20 protein-coding genes are annotated in these 15207 nt (G+C 60.6%); 1 reads left to right on the top strand and 19 read right to left on the bottom strand.

The genetic code is table 11. The features are described 5' to 3' along the window. Nucleotides 1–267: 267 nt before the first annotated feature. From HMPREF2581_RS32660 to HMPREF2581_RS28620, 10 genes are read right to left on the bottom strand one after another with little or no spacing between them, the layout of a single operon-like run. Entirely contained in the window at nucleotides 268–1593 is a 1326-nt protein-coding gene (locus tag HMPREF2581_RS32660) for an STY4528 family pathogenicity island replication protein (RefSeq protein ID WP_071534719.1), read from the bottom strand. 2 nt (nucleotides 1594–1595) lie between these two features. Beyond that, nucleotides 1596–2351 carry a DUF2857 domain-containing protein gene (locus HMPREF2581_RS28660; protein WP_003125263.1) on the bottom strand — a complete coding sequence of 252 codons (756 nt, stop codon included), beginning with the start codon at nucleotides 2349–2351 and terminating at the stop codon, nucleotides 1596–1598. 27 nt (nucleotides 2352–2378) lie between these two features. Then, nucleotides 2379–4112 (bottom strand): ParB family protein, encoded by a 1734-nt coding sequence (locus tag HMPREF2581_RS28655; RefSeq protein WP_003158178.1) that lies wholly within the window; start codon nucleotides 4110–4112, stop codon nucleotides 2379–2381. Then, nucleotides 4109–4357, bottom strand: a complete 249-nt coding sequence (locus tag HMPREF2581_RS28650) for an ICE element conjugation transcription factor TprA (protein ID WP_003111972.1) — start codon at nucleotides 4355–4357, stop codon at nucleotides 4109–4111. Before HMPREF2581_RS28650 ends, HMPREF2581_RS28655 begins: the two co-directional genes overlap by 4 nt. A gap of 2 nt (nucleotides 4358–4359) precedes the next feature. Next, nucleotides 4360–5376, bottom strand: a complete 1017-nt coding sequence (gene yejK, locus HMPREF2581_RS28645; protein ID WP_070867399.1) for a nucleoid-associated protein YejK — start codon at nucleotides 5374–5376, stop codon at nucleotides 4360–4362. Continuing rightward, the gene (locus HMPREF2581_RS28640; protein WP_003103841.1) at nucleotides 5376–5609 is read right to left on the bottom strand and encodes a hypothetical protein; all 234 of its coding nucleotides are present in this window, start codon (nucleotides 5607–5609) and stop codon (nucleotides 5376–5378) included. Before HMPREF2581_RS28640 ends, yejK begins: the two co-directional genes overlap by 1 nt. Next, nucleotides 5602–6099 carry a hypothetical protein gene (locus HMPREF2581_RS33090; protein ID WP_003125258.1) on the bottom strand — a complete coding sequence of 166 codons (498 nt, stop codon included), beginning with the start codon at nucleotides 6097–6099 and terminating at the stop codon, nucleotides 5602–5604. Before HMPREF2581_RS33090 ends, HMPREF2581_RS28640 begins: the two co-directional genes overlap by 8 nt. Further along, on the bottom strand, nucleotides 6092–6349 hold the full coding sequence (locus HMPREF2581_RS28630; RefSeq protein ID WP_003103843.1) for a hypothetical protein: 258 nt from the start codon (nucleotides 6347–6349) through the stop codon (nucleotides 6092–6094). Before HMPREF2581_RS28630 ends, HMPREF2581_RS33090 begins: the two co-directional genes overlap by 8 nt. Further along, nucleotides 6346–6873, bottom strand: coding sequence for a hypothetical protein (locus HMPREF2581_RS28625; RefSeq protein ID WP_003103844.1), 528 nt, complete (start codon nucleotides 6871–6873; stop codon nucleotides 6346–6348). Before HMPREF2581_RS28625 ends, HMPREF2581_RS28630 begins: the two co-directional genes overlap by 4 nt. Further along, nucleotides 6863–7048: a hypothetical protein gene (locus tag HMPREF2581_RS28620; RefSeq protein WP_003103845.1), complete on the bottom strand. Its 186-nt coding sequence runs from the start codon at nucleotides 7046–7048 to the stop codon at nucleotides 6863–6865. Before HMPREF2581_RS28620 ends, HMPREF2581_RS28625 begins: the two co-directional genes overlap by 11 nt. Nucleotides 7049–7225: 177 nt before the next feature. Between HMPREF2581_RS28620 and HMPREF2581_RS33235 the strand changes: the two genes are divergently transcribed. After that, nucleotides 7226–7672, top strand: a complete 447-nt coding sequence (locus HMPREF2581_RS33235; RefSeq protein WP_016561619.1) for a hypothetical protein — start codon at nucleotides 7226–7228, stop codon at nucleotides 7670–7672. A 438-nt stretch (nucleotides 7673–8110) separates the two neighbouring features. Here HMPREF2581_RS33235 and dnaB read toward each other — a convergent pair whose 3' ends face one another. Genes dnaB through HMPREF2581_RS28570 form a run of 9 tightly spaced genes read right to left on the bottom strand, consistent with a single transcriptional unit; the run spans nucleotide 8111 to nucleotide 14574 of the window. Continuing rightward, nucleotides 8111–9454: a replicative DNA helicase gene (dnaB, locus tag HMPREF2581_RS28610; protein ID WP_003103846.1), complete on the bottom strand. Its 1344-nt coding sequence runs from the start codon at nucleotides 9452–9454 to the stop codon at nucleotides 8111–8113. Beyond that, on the bottom strand, nucleotides 9451–9669 hold the full coding sequence (locus HMPREF2581_RS28605; protein ID WP_003103847.1) for a hypothetical protein: 219 nt from the start codon (nucleotides 9667–9669) through the stop codon (nucleotides 9451–9453). The genes dnaB and HMPREF2581_RS28605 overlap by 4 nt, the downstream gene beginning before the upstream one ends. Further along, complete coding sequence (locus HMPREF2581_RS28600; RefSeq protein ID WP_003103848.1) at nucleotides 9653–10360, bottom strand: HNH endonuclease signature motif containing protein; 708 nt, start codon at nucleotides 10358–10360, stop codon at nucleotides 9653–9655. The genes HMPREF2581_RS28605 and HMPREF2581_RS28600 overlap by 17 nt, the downstream gene beginning before the upstream one ends. Beyond that, nucleotides 10357–11058, bottom strand: coding sequence for a DUF2786 domain-containing protein (locus HMPREF2581_RS28595; protein ID WP_003103849.1), 702 nt, complete (start codon nucleotides 11056–11058; stop codon nucleotides 10357–10359). Before HMPREF2581_RS28595 ends, HMPREF2581_RS28600 begins: the two co-directional genes overlap by 4 nt. Continuing rightward, nucleotides 11058–11744, bottom strand: a complete 687-nt coding sequence (locus tag HMPREF2581_RS28590; protein WP_003159719.1) for a Lar family restriction alleviation protein — start codon at nucleotides 11742–11744, stop codon at nucleotides 11058–11060. The genes HMPREF2581_RS28595 and HMPREF2581_RS28590 overlap by 1 nt, the downstream gene beginning before the upstream one ends. After that, on the bottom strand, nucleotides 11741–12487 hold the full coding sequence (locus HMPREF2581_RS28585; RefSeq protein ID WP_003159720.1) for a hypothetical protein: 747 nt from the start codon (nucleotides 12485–12487) through the stop codon (nucleotides 11741–11743). Before HMPREF2581_RS28585 ends, HMPREF2581_RS28590 begins: the two co-directional genes overlap by 4 nt. A 5-nt stretch (nucleotides 12488–12492) precedes the next feature. Further along, nucleotides 12493–12990, bottom strand: coding sequence for a hypothetical protein (locus HMPREF2581_RS28580; protein ID WP_003103852.1), 498 nt, complete (start codon nucleotides 12988–12990; stop codon nucleotides 12493–12495). Continuing rightward, the gene (locus HMPREF2581_RS28575; RefSeq protein ID WP_003103853.1) at nucleotides 12987–13712 is read right to left on the bottom strand and encodes a hypothetical protein; all 726 of its coding nucleotides are present in this window, start codon (nucleotides 13710–13712) and stop codon (nucleotides 12987–12989) included. The genes HMPREF2581_RS28580 and HMPREF2581_RS28575 overlap by 4 nt, the downstream gene beginning before the upstream one ends. Before the next feature lies 1 nt (nucleotide 13713). Next, nucleotides 13714–14574 carry a ParA family protein gene (locus HMPREF2581_RS28570; RefSeq protein ID WP_003158180.1) on the bottom strand — a complete coding sequence of 287 codons (861 nt, stop codon included), beginning with the start codon at nucleotides 14572–14574 and terminating at the stop codon, nucleotides 13714–13716. Between the last annotated feature and the right edge of the window lie 633 nt (nucleotides 14575–15207).

Genomic DNA, 15207 nt, shown 5'->3' with positions numbered 1-15207 from the left:
TGGCACCACCCAGCTCGTCGACGGCGCCGAGGCCTGGTCCTGGCGGAGTGTTGCCAGTGGCAACACCCAGCTCGCCGCCGGCGCCGAGGTTGGTTCCTAGTGAAGTGGTTCCAGTGGAGCCACCCAATTCGCCGGCGGCGCCGAGGTCGATCCTTGGCAGAGTGTTTCCACTGGAAACACCCAGTTCGCCACCGGTGCCGAGGTCAGGACCTGGCAGAGTGATGCGGGCCGCATCACCAAAAAACACGACGCCCGACCGAGACTTTCTCATGGCTCATCACCCCGCTCGGATGGCACGCTCGATCCGTGCCTGGGCCGAATGAGGTCCTTGAGCCGGCTGAGTACCTCGCTCCCTGTCCGGGTATCACCCCGCAGTTGAACTTGGGGCTGTTCAAGCGTTGTGGGGTTTGATGGTGCTGGAGCACGAATGGGGCGTTCCGCTGCTGGGATGGTTCGCTCAGCCGGTTCTTCCGGAGCCCAAGAAGCGTTGAACTTTCCCTGGACTGCACGCTGGATGAGCGTCATGAGGTAGCCGAACGGATTACCGACGGTTCCGCCGGCACATCGGTGCTGCCACTGCTCGATGATGGGTAGCCGAAGATCCTCGGACACTCGTCGGAGCGCGCTTACCGCCTGGATCCGTTGCTCGGCCTCCAGTGCGTGCAAGAGGCCCTGCCAGTTCGGATGTGCTTTCTCGCGTGTTCGCGGTTGTACTGGCTTTTTACATACTGAATCTTGTTTGTATGTATACGTACTATATGAGTTCGGCATCCGAACCAAGGGCGTACTCGGCGGATTCTGTCTGGGTTCGGCATCCGAACTCAGCGGTAAAGCGCATTGCTTGCCGCTGATTTCACTGAGTTCGGCATCCGAACTCGGGGTTGAATGAGGTAGATCGGGCAGAGTTCGGATGCCGAACTCTGCCGCTGGATCCGCTTCGAGCTGACTATCAATAGCCCATTGCTGGTGGTTCAAGCGTCCCTCGAGCTTCTCCAGATGGGTTGGGAGGCGGCGACCAACGTCCGGGTCATCCCTGAACTCCCGCCATGTGACCTGGCCGATTTCGCGTATGGCTCGGTTGCTGTCGCCGGTGGACTGGCTCAGCAACTGCATGTAGTCGGGGTCCAGCTCCAGGGCTTCTGCCGGGGATACCGGTTCGTCGTGGAGGATGTAGACGTTGCCCTGTACTTGCCCGTTGAGGTCGTTGCGCAGGCGACGGCCGAGACTGAGCCAGCGTGTCAACCGAAGGACCTTGAGTGCCTTGGCGATGGTTTCGCGCGAGGCGATCTTACCCGGCTGCATGCCGAGATAAGGGCGTAGTTGCTCGTATGTAGGGAACGCGGTCAGCCCGTCGTCGTTGATGAGCAAGCGGAACACTTGCCAGCAGTTCCGCTCCAGCGGGGTGAGGCGTTTATCCAGCAGCAGGCGCCGAGGAACGGTTTCATGCGGGTTACCGCTGAAAATGATGCCGGAATATTGTTGAGCCAGCGGTTCGCCGCTCTCGGCATCAAGCCGCTTCTTAAACAAGTGGGCCTCGAGATGTCCCGAGGCCGAGTCCAGCAGAGTCGAAATGGGAAAGCGCGACAGCCTCATTGTCATGGTGTCGTATCGCCTTCGGACTGAACCAGGTTGAGGAGTTGCTGCTGCGCAGACTCAATCTCCAAGCGGGGGCTCTGTGGCGGGTGAGCCGTAGGCGAGGGGAGGTGAGCGCTGACGTTGGCCAGGTAAAGGGTGGCGGGCTTGGCCTGTTCTTTCCTGTTTGGTTGGTAGAGGCTGTCTTTCAACCAGCTCTGGATGAGAGACCAAACGATGGCGAGGCTGATGAACTCTGGACTGTCTTGTTCGACTCCGGCGTTGACTTCCTCGGTGAGGATCATCGCGATGTCCAGCAACTCCATGCTGTCCTCAAGGCGGACCTGGTTTTCTTGCATCAGGTGCTCCCAGCGGAACCAAATCTGGCGTTCGGTCTGTTCGTCAAGTTGCCGCCAGCGACCGCGGCGCGGGTGGATCTCCAAGATCAAGCGCTTGGTGGCGGTGTCCTCCGGCGACAGACCGAAAAAGCTCTGAATCATCGTTGTGGTGGCTCCCAGCTTCAGTGCGCGTTCGATCTGCAGCTCTTCCTGCGCGCTGCGCTCGGCTGTGGCCAGGATTTTCTCCATGACGTCGATGTTCACTCTGACGTCTACCCAAGAAACCGGGGTATTGGTCAGGATGCTCATGACGGCGGGCTGTTGGAGCTGGGCCAGGATCTCCGGCCGCAGTCCCATCTCGGCACAACGCCTGAGCTGGCCGTTGCGCAGGTGGTTGATCACCTGCGTCAGGACCGCTTCATTGATCAACGACTTCGACATGTCGATCCCTCCCCAAATCGTGCGAAATCACTGGTCGGTAGCTGCTTGCTCGGAGGCGGCCGGCGGCAGCTCAAGGTCAACCAGGCGTCGGGCAAGACGAATTATCCGGAACAGTTTCACCAGGGCTTCGTCATTGAGACGGCCTGCCTGGCTGGATGGCTGATCGCCTGTGGTGGGTTGGCCCAGCAGCAACTGAGCGAGGCCAGCTGAGAATTGAAACTCGCCCAGGGCGTCGCGGCAGGTCTGCTGGTCGTGTGAGTTCAGGACGACTTGGACCTGGCCGCTGAGCGCTTGAAGCAGCGTCATGAGGTGCAGCGCTGAATCAGTAATCTCAGGGTCTTCATTGGGCTCGCGATACGTGTAACCCACACCGCCCTGGATCCTGACGATCTCGCCTGGGGCGCCGACGTGCAGAGCGATTTCTTCAGCCAGATCAGCGATGTGCTGTCGCAGGATTTCGGAGGTATCGATCGACCGCTCGATGTACCAGAGGTCGGTAATCGGGTGCAGGCCGCCGACTTGCACCGGGATTGCGTGAAGAGCTGTTTCTTCGAAGACAGGTAGATGTTCACCCTCGAGAGCGGCCAGACGTTGGCGAGTCTGCTGGATCTTGGTCGATACCGGACTCACGATATGGCCTGCCAAGAGCGCTGCACGCTCCTCATCGGTCAGTTGCTGCTGTTGTACAGGTAGCGGCGGAGTTGGCGGGGTAGAGGGATTACCCGGGAGGCTATTGGTCTTGGACGTTTGGAGGCCGGCAGCGGGGCTCTGTGATTGTGCTTGTCCAGTAGTCGACGCGGCAGGACTTTCCTGCCCTACTGGTGGGATTTCAGGTGGTAAGGCAGGTGCGGGCAGGTCGACCAGAGTGCCCCGGCGCTGTTCCTGCTGGCCGTTGGTGATCTCGAGCAGGATCTGGTCATAACGCAGGCCCAGGGGCCGCTTCATCTGATCGATGAGCTCGTCCTGGAAGCGGTCGAATATGAACTCGTCAGGGCTACTGTCGAAGATTGCCAGCGTGTCCTGGAACAGCATTTCAAAGTCAATCCCTTCACCGGCGTATAGACGTGCCCAGCAGGAGGATGCCGACTTTCTGAGTGACAGGAGTTTTTCGATTTGCGGTTTACCGAGCCCTGAATACAGCATCACAGGGATGGCTGGAAGCAGTATCTCAACGGCATCCAGCATTCTGCTGATGTGTGAGTGTGAAACAGGATAGCCGTCATCGGTGAGCTTCCGTGACAGCTCGCGGATGCCGACGGGTTCGCCTTTCTCCTTCTCATACAAGGCCTTCGCTTTCTGAATGCCCACGGCTCGCTCAATGAACTTGAGGTCACCCTTCAAATCGTTTTCGGCCAAGTGACCGGTCAGCGCGATGATTTCGCCGCGCTGCTTGTCCCAGGGCCTGAACAGGCAGTTGAAGCGGAAGTAACGTTCGTCGCCGGTTTCTTTGTAGAGCTCGTTGAGAATTTCCAGGCGAGTGTTGCCGCCGTTGCGAATGCGGTATTTGTCTTCCCCAGGGCGTCGAGTCACTGGTGGCGGCGTATCGAGGCCTCGATGCCGGATCGATTCTTTCAACTCATCGTATTTCGGGTTTCGAGTGGTCCGGGGGTTATCGTGCCAGGGGAGGACCTGGTCGAGTGTCAGCACCATGGGCGTGTCGCTGATCGGGTCCGACAACTGTTCAAGAACGGGCGGCGCGGTGAAACCAGGGGCAAGCAGTCGGTCTTTCAGATCTTGCGGGTTGATCTTGGCCATTGTCATGCCTCTGCCACCTGAGGCGTGTTAGCCGCAGCTAGCTCTGCCTGCAGACGCTGGTTCTTGGCGAAGAGCTCGTCGACCATTCGGTTCGCTCGAGCGAGTTCTTCTTCGAGCTCGTTGCTGCGCTCCAGCCGGTAGACGATCTCGCTGTTGGCCGAGCGGTGGTTATGCGCGGCTTTTTGCTTTAGCTGATCGCGCAAGCCCAAGGGCATACGGACAACGAACTTATCTTCGGTTTCTCGGGCCATGGTCATTCTCCAATTTGGGCCTTGCGCCGCTTGAGCTGGTCGCGGAGTTGAGTGGGGAGACTGCTGATCCGCAGCGTGTCGCGCTCCTCGTCGTACTCGATTCTGGATCCCAGCAAGTGCGCCTCGAAGCTGATCGACAGGCCTTCGGCGCGGCCGGTGAAGCGGCGGAACTGGTTGAGGGTGCGCTTGTCCGCCGGGATTTCCGGCGACAGGCCATAGCCCTTGTTGCGGATGTAGTCGTAGAACGCCCGCGGTTGCTGCTCGTCCATCAGTTCCGAGAGCGCGTCGAGGGTCATCGGCTCGCCGATGCGCGCCTGCGAGGTGGCGTAGTCGACCAGCGTCTCGGTTTTCTCGCGGGCCTGCTGCTCGGCCATGCCCTCGCTCTCCACGAAGTCGCTGAAGGCCTTGAGCAGGGCGCGGGTTTCGCCCGGTGAGTCGATGCCCTCCTGGCAGCCGATGAAATCGCGGAAGTAGTCGGTGACCTTCTTCCCGCCCTTGCCCTTGATGAACGAGATGTACTGCATCGACTGCTTGTTGTTACGCCACTCGGAGATGTTGATCCGCGCGGCCAGGTACAGTTGGCCGAAGTCGAGGTGCCGCGACGGGGAGACCTCCAGCGACTCGTTCACCGCCACGCCTTCGCTGTGGTGCAGCAGGGCGATCGCCAGGTAATCGGTCATGCCCTGCTGGTAGTGGGCGAACAGCACGTGGCCGCTGGTGGAGAGGTTGGATTCTTCCATCAGCTTCTGCAGGTGCTCCACCGCTTCGCGGCTGAAGCCGACGAAGTCGCGGGCGCCGTCCAGGTACTCGCCGAGCCAGCCGCTGAACGGGTAGGCCCCGGACTCGCCCTGGAAGAAGCCCCAGGCCTTGTTCTTGGCGTTGTAGCTTTCGTTGAGGTCGGCCAGCAGGTTTTCGGTGGCCTGGGAGTCGCCCAGTTCGGCGTCGCGCGCGTGGAGCACGGCCGGGGTGCCGTCGGGCTTCTTCTCGATCAGGTGGACAATGGCGTGTTTGATAGGCATCAGAAAGACTCCTGGTTCAGGGAACGCTGCCTGTCGGCTCGACGGAGCAGGGCGCGGGCATTGAGCTCGCCGCGTGCGTCGCTTGGCGTGGAAGAGATGAAGATCGAGGCGCAGCCGATCTTGCTGAGCTTCAAGTGGCCGCCGGCGGAGCGGTCGACGCTCCAGCCTTCGGCTTGAGCGAAGGCCACCAGCCGGCGGACGCTTTCCCGGGCGCCGCGAAGGAAACTACGCATCCGTGGTCTCCTCACTACTGTTGAGCTGCAGCCAGGTCTCCATCTCTGCCAAGGAGCGGGGAAGGCTGTCGGTGGCGGCGGCATGCAGGAGACGTTTCACCAGCGCCTGAAGGCTGCGACGATCGCTCTGCCGGCTGCAGGCCAGGTCGTCATGCGCGGAACGCAGCATGCGGACCTCTGTGCGCAGTTGAGTGCATACGTCGTCAGTTGCTACTGGTGCCGTTGACGCGACAGGTGCCCGCGACCGTGTCCTGAGGCGGCTTTCCCACTCTTCCCTTGCTGCCGAGAAGCGATGGCCACGACCTACACTCCAACCGCTGGTCCAGTAGCGCGACTTTCCGCAGTCAGGGCAGGGCTGTGCGCCGCTGCCATCCAGGTGATAGCCGCAGTTCAGACAGATCCACGAAGGACCTTCACGCAACTTGAGCTCGAGCATCAGCTCGCCTTTCTGGAAGTGCTCGAGCGGCCGGTAGGCAGTGACGTCAGCCATCGCGCGCTACCTCCTTGGGATTTCTACAGCACAGCTCCCAGCGGCTCTCGATGCGCTTATCGTGGTCGCCTGCCTGTGCCGGCATACGGGTGATGTAGGCGTTGTCCTCGCCAAACAGCCGTTCGGCAAGGCGGGAGGCTGCCACCTTGTCGCTCCAGGTGCAGGTCGCACGCTGCTTCTGAATGGTATTGGTCCAGAAGCCGGCGCCATTGAACTTGACGATGCACTGATAGGTCTGGGATGCCTTCATGATTCGGCCTCCTTGCTGAGTGCATCACCGACCTGAACGGCCACCAGTTCGGGCAACTCGGGCTCATGCCCGGGATAGTTGTTGGCCAACTGATGCAGGAACTCACGTGCGGCGTCCTTGCTGCCTGCAATGCGGAACACCGCGGTGAGGTGCTGGGAGCCCTGAGTGCCGCAGCAGAGGTGTGGCATCAAGCTCACCTTCAGCGAGCAACTGAACAGGTGGCGAGGGATCCATACCGACCAGAAGTAGGCCGAAAGCAGTTGCCCCGGAGCGCGCGTAGTGACCACCAGGGTTCCGGCCTGGGTGGTCGAGATTTCGATGTACCCCAGTTCCTCCAGCTCACGAAGCTCTCGCTCCATCGAACTGGGTGCGACCGTGCTCTCGTCCCGCGAAAGGCGCGAGATCACTTGGCTGAGGGCGTCCAGCTCGATGGGGTTGACCCCAACGTGATTGGCATGAACCACCGCCGAGTCGGTGAACGCGGCCGAGGCGTGGATACTCGGAAAGCGGGCTTCAGTGTTCATCAAAGACAGCCTCCAACTGATGGACGTCGTAGCTCCCGCAGCAGGGGCAGACCAACACCTCGGCTTCTCCTTCTGGGGTGTTCTCGGCGGGAAGAATCTGGCGCACCAGGTGGTATGGGTGGTGCTGACCACAATTCATGCACTGGTGGGTGACCAGGTGCTGGGAGGTGTTCATGCATGGGCTCCTTGCCGGCTTGGGCCAGCAACTGGCAGCGGAAGATGAGATGAAAAATGAGGTTGCAGGACCGGTAGCGCTGAAGGCGTGACGGTCGCTGCTAGAAGGGAGCCGGACACATCCGGTGGTAAGGTTGGCGTCGCCAAACAAACCCACCCAGACCACAGGAGGTCCGGCATGACGAACGAATACCGCTTTGGATACGACGAGATGCTTATCCAGATCCAGGCATGCGTTCCTGACTCACAAAACGGGGACGGATTGGCTATGACGATGGCCAGAGCCCAATGGATAAGCCAAGTCTTTGTGTTGTGTACCCTTGGTAACTCACTGGCACGTGACAAAGGCTGGAGGCTATGGGGCATGGACGCCATTGAGTATGCGCTCATGCGTCGCTACTCCTGGCCACTGGAAACCATTCGGGATATGCCAATTCGGGATAGGTGGCTAGCACTGCATGAAGAGCTGGCGGACTTGCAATGGGATGAAGAGGCTCAGCAGGTATGGCTAGCGAAGATCGAACCAGTGCTGCCAGGCGCACCGGGGACGGACTACGACGTCTGGCGTTCGGATGCGCCAGGATTTCAATTACCCCAAGCTCCTGGCTATCTAGTGGTCCGGTAACGAATGCTTCGGGTCTCGAGCGCTTATCGGGCCAAATCTGTTCGGGGTCGATCCTGACCACCGTGGAAAAGCGATAGCCGTGCTCCTGCCAGTGCAAGACTGCCCCGCACCGGTGACTAATCAATCCCTCCTGCTTGAGCCGCTGAGCTACCCAGCTTGGGCGTAGCCCTCCGTATGGTATGTCCTCACGGCTGTTAAGAACGTACTCGATGACACCGTGGATGAGGGCAGCGTTGGGAACAAGTAGGCAGGCATCCAATAGCCAGGCATTGGCGGTGGACCCGTCATACACTCGTCCGTGGTGGCAGAAGTTCTGCAAGGCTTGTATCCATTCGGCGCTCGCTATCGAAAGGAGATTGTTAGCGGGCTGCTGGTCACGCATGACTAGACTCCTTGCCGGCTCCCGCCGGCGAGAGATCGGAAGTTCAATGAAGGGGCTCATGCAAGAGCTCCCTGCCAAGTTGGTGCAAGGTCGGCGAAGCGGGTCTGGTTGGCGATGAAGGCGGCGCGGACGGTGCCGATCGGGCCGTTGCGGTACTTGCCGATGATGATTTCGGCAATGCCCTTGGCCTCGGTGTTGGGGTGGTAGACCTCGTCGCGGTACACGAACATGATCACGTCCGCGTCCTGCTCGATCGCGCCGCTCTCACGCAGGTCTGCGTTGTTCGGTCGCTTGTTCGGCCGGTTCTCCAGGGTGCGATTGAGCTGGGATAGGGCCACGACGGGGCAGTCCATCTCCTTGGCCAGCGCTTTCAGCGAGCGGGAGATCTCTGATATCTCGGTGGCTCGGTTTTCCAGGCCTGGGCAGCGCATCAGCTGCAGGTAGTCGACCAAGATCAGTACGGGGTGGCCGTACTTCCTGGCCGCGCGGCGAACCTTGGCGCGCAGCTCTGTCGGCGTGAGGTTGCCCTGGTCGTTGATGACCAGGCGGCTGCCATAGCCGTTTATGCGCTTGATCGCGACAGACAGCCGGGGCCAATCCTCCTCTTGCAGTTGGCCTTTCATCAGCTTGCCAAGGTCCAGATGGCCAAGCAGGGCGGCCAGCCTGAACAGCAGCTGCTCTGCTGGCATTTCCATGCTGTAAACTTGGACAGACTTCTGTTGTTCGCTCTGCAGCGCGGCGTCGATCAAGTTGAGGGCAAACGACGTTTTGCCCATCGCGGGGCGGGCACCGACGATGATGAGATCCGATTTCTGTAGTCCGCCGGTGAGCTCGTCGAGATCCTTCAGGCCAGTCGGGACCCCCGTTACCGTCACGTTGTTGTTGAAGCGGTAATCGATGGTGTCGACGATCTTCGCGAGGCCCTTGTTGATATCGACAAAGTCGGACTTGTGCTGATCTTGGCCGAGGGCGAACAGCTTCTGCTCGATCTCCTCCTGAACCTCACAGGGATTCGCCTGGTGGTTCGAGGCGGTTCTGGTGCAGTGGTGCCCGAGAGACATCAACTGCCGCAGGTGCGCCCGATCGCGAACGATCTGCGCGTAAGCCTCGATATTGGCCACGGAGGGCGTGTTGTCAGCGAGCTGGCCGAGGTAGGCCAGCCCGCCGGCTTCTGGAAGGTCTTCGATCGCTTCCGACACCGTCACGACGTCAAACGGGGCGTCCTTCGCGGCCAACTCGCTGATGGCGGTGAAAATCAGCCGATGTTCATGCCGGAAGAAGTCCTCCTTCTGCAGGTGATCGCCGACAATGTCCCATGCCGCGTTGTCCAGCATCAGGCCACCGAGTACCCCTTGCTCCGCCTCGACGGAGTGCGGCGGCGTGAGTTCCAGAACACTCACTTCGAGTCCTCCCGGCCGATCTGCATGAACGTGCTTCCGCCCGGGGCGCCGATGATCTCCAGCGCTTTCACCTCCACCTTGGCGGACTCGATGATCACCGAACCCACATGAGCCACCGCTTTCGCGCGTTCGATATCCAGAGGGTTCTCTTCGTCCAGCAGGCCTTCGATGGTGGCAAAGAGGTGATTACGCAGATCCTCAATCTTGTTTTTCATGCTCGACCTCCTGAATGGTGCGCTTGAGCTTGCTGATGACGCGGATTGCGCTCTTCAGCTCAGGTGGATAGCGATGGATGGAGTTGCGGCGCATGCGTTCGGCCCGGGTGATGAGTTCCAGGTTGTCGATGACGACGTTCTGCTTGTTGTTGTCCTTGAAGCAGACGCAATGGCCGGTTGGGATGGGGCCGACGTGTTCTTCCCAGAGCAGGATGTGGATGCTCTTCCAGTCCCGGGGGGGATAGCCGGTATCCGAGATCTTTCGTTGCAGGTAGCCATCAGCGCTGACCCGCGTGCTGCCGACTGGGAGCCATGTGTGGGGTTTTTGCCCCTTCTTGAACTGCGTTTCCGATGAGCGTCCTCGCGCGGGAAGCCCCTTCATGCCGCAGTTCCATGGGGTGTTTCCCTTCTTGAACCGAGTTGCGCTGTCCCAGTCCTGCCGGATCTTCTTGGAGAACTCGGGGCTTTTTTTCAGCCCGAGCCGATACGCTTTGGAGCAGATCTGCTGGAGCGTTTTGTTCAACCTGGCTGCCAGGACCTCGTTCGGCATATCCGGATACAGGCGCAGCAGCACCAGTTCCTGTTCGGCGGTCCAGGTTTCGCGGATGCAGCGCTCCTCTCGGTTGCTGAATTTGCGGCGGGCACGCACCAGAGCCTCGTAGGCGATGTTCGAGAGAGCAGAGCGAGTCATCGGGACCCTCCCTGCTCGAGCGCGCCCTGAACTCGCCGGCTGACGCCGCGGTGCAGGCGAGTGTTTTTGCCGTGCTCCCAGCCTGCGTGCAGCGAAGCCTGGTCATAGGCCAGGGGCTTCGTCGGCGCTGCCGGCTCCAGGAGTTTCAGCTCCGGATGGTGTAGTTCGAGGTAGGCCTTGATGGCTGCTTGAGTCGACTCGTCCGGCCTGCCGGCAAAGTCACGTACCAGCGAACGCACTGCGAGAAGCCAGCCTTCGACGAAGAGCTTGCTGCGACGGCGCTTGGTCGACAGCTTGCAGCGCTTCTGTTGAGCGACATGAGCCGAGCGCGCCGCCACCAGTTGGTGGTGGAGCGTAGAGTAGGCGTGAGCGGCTAGCTCAGGGCCGATCCCTCGGCCCATGAACTTGAACGTCCAGCCCGCTGGCATCGCGTATGCCGCCAGGTAGTCGCAGCCGAAGGAATTGGCGCAGATCCCGGCCAGTTCATGCAGCCATGGGGCAGGAGAGCGCCTGGTTCGAGTGGGAACGCACGCGGTTTCCACCGTGTGGGCCGAGATCTCCGCTTCGCTGAGGTCGAACTGGCGCTTCAGGATCGCGGCCTGGCGCAATGCGGTTTCCGCCTCGTTCGGCGTGGCCCCCTTGGCATTCGCCAGGGCCATCAGCTTCTCGACCTTGGCAAGGACTTTTTGCTTGTCCATTACGCGCTCCCCTTGCAGCAGGTTGAGCCCTGCTCGGTGGCGGAGCGGTCCAGGCGCTCGATCTCGGCTAGCACCAGAGCGCCGGCGCGTACCAGGTTTTCGCGCGCCGACTTAGGCTTCCACCACTCTTCGTCCCAGGGCCAGAACAGTGCAGAGCCATTCCGAATGCCGCCCGGCCAGTCGGTGCCGATGCCGCCGGCATGGAGCGCGTAGCAGCCGGCTGCCAGGGCGATCTGGCCAGCGCTAGCGTCGTCGTTGCTGGTATCGAAGCCTTCGACGGCGATCTGGCGCCGGCGCTCGGCCTGTACATCGAGCCAGGCCTGCGGAACAGGGGAGAGGTTTGAAGTTGGGTAAATTCGGTCTGCGACCTGCCGTACCCGGTCGACAATAGCCAGGGCTGCTACGTTGCCCAGTGCGACCTCCAGGGCGGCGAGCAGGTTGGCCATCAAGAACTGCTCACGCTCGTCCGCGGGGGCTTTTGCGCTTGGGCGCCTGTTCCAGTCGACCTGTGCTGAATACCTTGCTGTTAACGGGTCTGGCTCGCAGTAGGACGGCCCGATGTGAACCCGGCAGTCCAGGCATTCAATGGCACAGTTCCAGGCATCGGTGTCGAGCAGCTCGGGTTCCAGCATTCGAATGTTCGTGCTGCCGCAGAGTGGACAGGGCTTGAGCTTGGCTTCACTCATGGCCTGCCTCCCTGCTCTTCGTCGCTGCTGGGTTTAGCTTGGGAAGGGGCGCCGGCGAGCATGGCGTGTACCTCGCTGATTGCATCGTTGAATGCTGCAGCTCGCTCGGGATCTCCGGCATGCGACGCACAGTCCTTGAATTGTGCGATCAGCTTCTCAGCGTCCAGCACCACGCAGTGCTGAGCCTGGGCTACTGGGGTGGTGTAGAGCTTTTGGCCAGGCTCCAGCCAAGGCCAGATATCCGCGTAAGGCGCTACCCCCATCTCGCTTGACGCGCGCATCACACCAACGGGTTCCTGCTTCTCCAGTTCGGCCAGCTTGGACTCAAGCGAGGCGACCCTGGCCAGGGCGACGTCACGCTGATTCAAGGCCTTGGCACAAGCCTCGCTGAGCAGGCGCTCATGCTGTTCTGCTGCCGCATCGAGATCGATTGGACTCAGGTGCTCTCCGAGCGGTCGCACGTACTGACACACCGGGCCGTTATCGGTATCGTGGATCGACAGCACGAACCAACCGGCGCCTTTGGGCCGCGTTGGGATCCACTCGCTGTATCGTTGGTCCGAACGGGCAGAGTCGTAGAGGCGAGGCGCATCCGACTCCATGAAGACGTTCTGCAACTCCAGTCCAAGCCGGCGCAGCGTTTCCTGCGCCTCGCTGGAAGAGCAGTTGTCGGCCAGGTCCGGATAGTTCGGATGGGTCCAGAAGCCGAACTGGTCGCGCTCGACCAGGTGGGCTTGAATCATAGGCTTCATGCCAGGCCCCCCTCGCTCATGCCAAGCACTGCACTTGCCTCTGCGGCCAGTTGCTGGCCTTCCGGGCTAGGCGAGCTGCCGACGAAGAGCATCAGCCGCTCGATGACCTTCACGGTGTCCTGGGAGGGTTGGGCGAACTCGGCCAGGTGATCGATGGCAGTCGCGATATTCCAGATAGCCCTGTTCATGTCCCGCTGGATCACGTGGATCGAGCTGGCATTGGCCGCGATGGCCAGTTGCGACTTCGTCTGCAACAGTAGGTCGTGGGCGATTTGGAGCAGGGCGTTCTGCAGTGGCTGTCCACAGGCACGCTGCTGAGCGCGAACCGGAGCGACAAGGCCCTGCAGTATCGCAGCACCTTCAGCCTCGACCAGCAGATTGTCGGAAGCACCGGCGGCAGCGCCTGCTTTGGCCATGTAGCCTTGCACGTAGGCGTCGAACTGGGTCTCGGCGATCAGGCTCAGGATGAGGTTGTTGCGGTTCTGGAGGTTCATATGAGGCCCTCCGGAGCCGATTGCAGAGCGTCTGTCCAGAGCTGAAGGGTTTCCTGCTCCTCGCTGGTCAGAGCGATCTGTGCGGTCTTCTGCTTGATGACGCGCAGGCGCTCCTCGACTTCACTGCCATCGTCGTAGGCGATTTCGTGAGTCAGGTGGCTAATGAAGTCACATCGCAGGCTCCCCACCTGACTTGCGAAATACTCGGCTTCACTGCGCCACCCGATGAGCTGCTTGGGACGCTCCAGCCAGCGTTTGAGTTTTGAGTGGAGCTGGTGCGTGGAGTACAGGGGATCGAACACCTTGGCCCGGTTGTAGATCAACGCGATCTGCAGGATTTCCAGCCGCTCTTCGAGCGTATTTCCCGGAAGCGGGTAGTTCGAGTCGACCAGTTGCTTGGCCAGGCGCCCGCGCAGCTCACGCCGCTTCTTGGCCTGTTTCTCGTCGCGATCACGCTTTTCCTTCGCATGCTCGACCTGCTGGTTCACCGAGTCGAGCAAGCGCGCAGCGTCTTGTAGGAGCTGCTTTTGCTCGAAGCTCAAGTAGCAACCCAGCTTCCCGAACAGGTCGGTACCGCCACCAGTCAGCTTGCGTATTTCTCGCGCAGCGCCGGTCAACTTGGCCTGTTGGCTCCGAAGGTCGGCGGCGCTGCCGAACTTGTTCAGTTGCAGCACAAGTTCCGCGTCGACGTCGCGGGCTTGGGTGATAGGAGGCTTCGCCATGTCAGCGCCCTCCCTTGACCAGTGCTGCTACCGCCTCCGGCGTCAGCGCGAGGAAGCGGTCAGTCCACTCGGGAAAGACCTCGATGGCCAGGTTACGGATGATTTCCAGCGCGGGCGCTGATGTGCGATTGGAGGGTTGCCGCGTTTCGAGGCGGTGCGCTGGTAGCCCGCGCGATGCTGCGTTGCGAAACACGACGGCATCCGGGACAGTCGTTTCGAGCACAGAAATGTCCTGATGCTCATCGAAGATGGCACGCACATTCTCGTGAATCGCCCGGGAGTCATTGGTCTGGTCCAGGCAGTTGATGACGATCTGAACCGAGGGGATCCGCATGCCGAGGCGCTCGTAGGGACGCAGTCCATCGAGCATTTGCATGGTGCCGCGGTTGAACTCGCGGGCAGTGAGCATGTTGGGCTGCAGGGGGGAAACAACCAGATCCGATGCGAGCACGACCATTTCTAGTAAAGCGGAGCGCGCACCTTGGGTGTCGATCAGCACCAGGTCGTAGCCCTGTTTCAGGGACGGCATGAGGTTTGCCAGCCGGAGCCGGCCATCGGGCGCCTGGAGCAGTAGGTTGTTGAGCTGGTTGTTCTGGTCGTTGGAAATCACGACGTCCAGGTTGGGGATAATCGTCCTGGAGATGATCCTCGCTGGGTCAGTTATGTTGGCGGCGAGCAGGTCGTAGATGCCGCCCTGGGCGACTTCAGGAAGCTCGTAGTACGAAGATAGGGAGGGCTGGACGGGGTCCAGGTCGATGAGGAGGGTCTTCAGGCCAGCATCGGCGCAAAATGCACCGAGGTTGGCGGCGGTGGTGGACTTCCCTACACCACCCTTGGTGGATACAACCGAAGTCGCTTTCATTGAGATAGCCTCTAATGGGGTCATTAGAGGCTGCTCAGCTAAATCGGTACGGGGCTTTAAAACCCTTCCTAGAGAGACCTAGGCCAATTGTCTTTTAACCAATTGGTCGTAGGTTCGAATCCTACACGACCCACCATTTTCGAAGGGGCGAGTTGCACAGGCCTAGGAAGGGGTGTTGCACCTTTTACTTGTCCAGCAGCCGTCTGGGCCGAACATTAGGCCCGCATTGACGTGATGTCAATATGGAATAGCCCGCCTATTTAGGTGGGCTTTTCTGTTTTTCAGGCCCTGAAACCATTCTGCAGGCGTAGCAATGTGCCCTCGACGTAATCAGCGATTACAGAGGGTACTGCGGTTTCGGCCTTGAAATTGCGGGGCTCTGCCAGCATGCCGGCGCTGGAATCCAGGCGCTCTCGGTAATTCCAGATTTTTCCTACAGGCCTAGCGAACTGCTGGGAGGCGCAGCTACCTTTCGTCCGGTAGCCGGCCCCTCAGTATCGGTATCGCTAGGCGAGACTGCTTCGGGCGGTAGATCCCCATCCTCCAGATCCGCTTGTTGCGGTGGAAGCCGCGGAGGCCGTGGCGGCACGGTTCGATAGGTGTTGAGCCATCAGAGTGAACAGCACGCTTTGC

Source organism: Pseudomonas sp. HMSC057H01 (assembly GCF_001836405.1).
In the GTDB taxonomy this organism is placed as follows: Bacteria; Pseudomonadota; Gammaproteobacteria; order Pseudomonadales; family Pseudomonadaceae; genus Pseudomonas; species Pseudomonas aeruginosa.
This window is presented reverse-complemented; position numbering and strand designations above follow the sequence as displayed.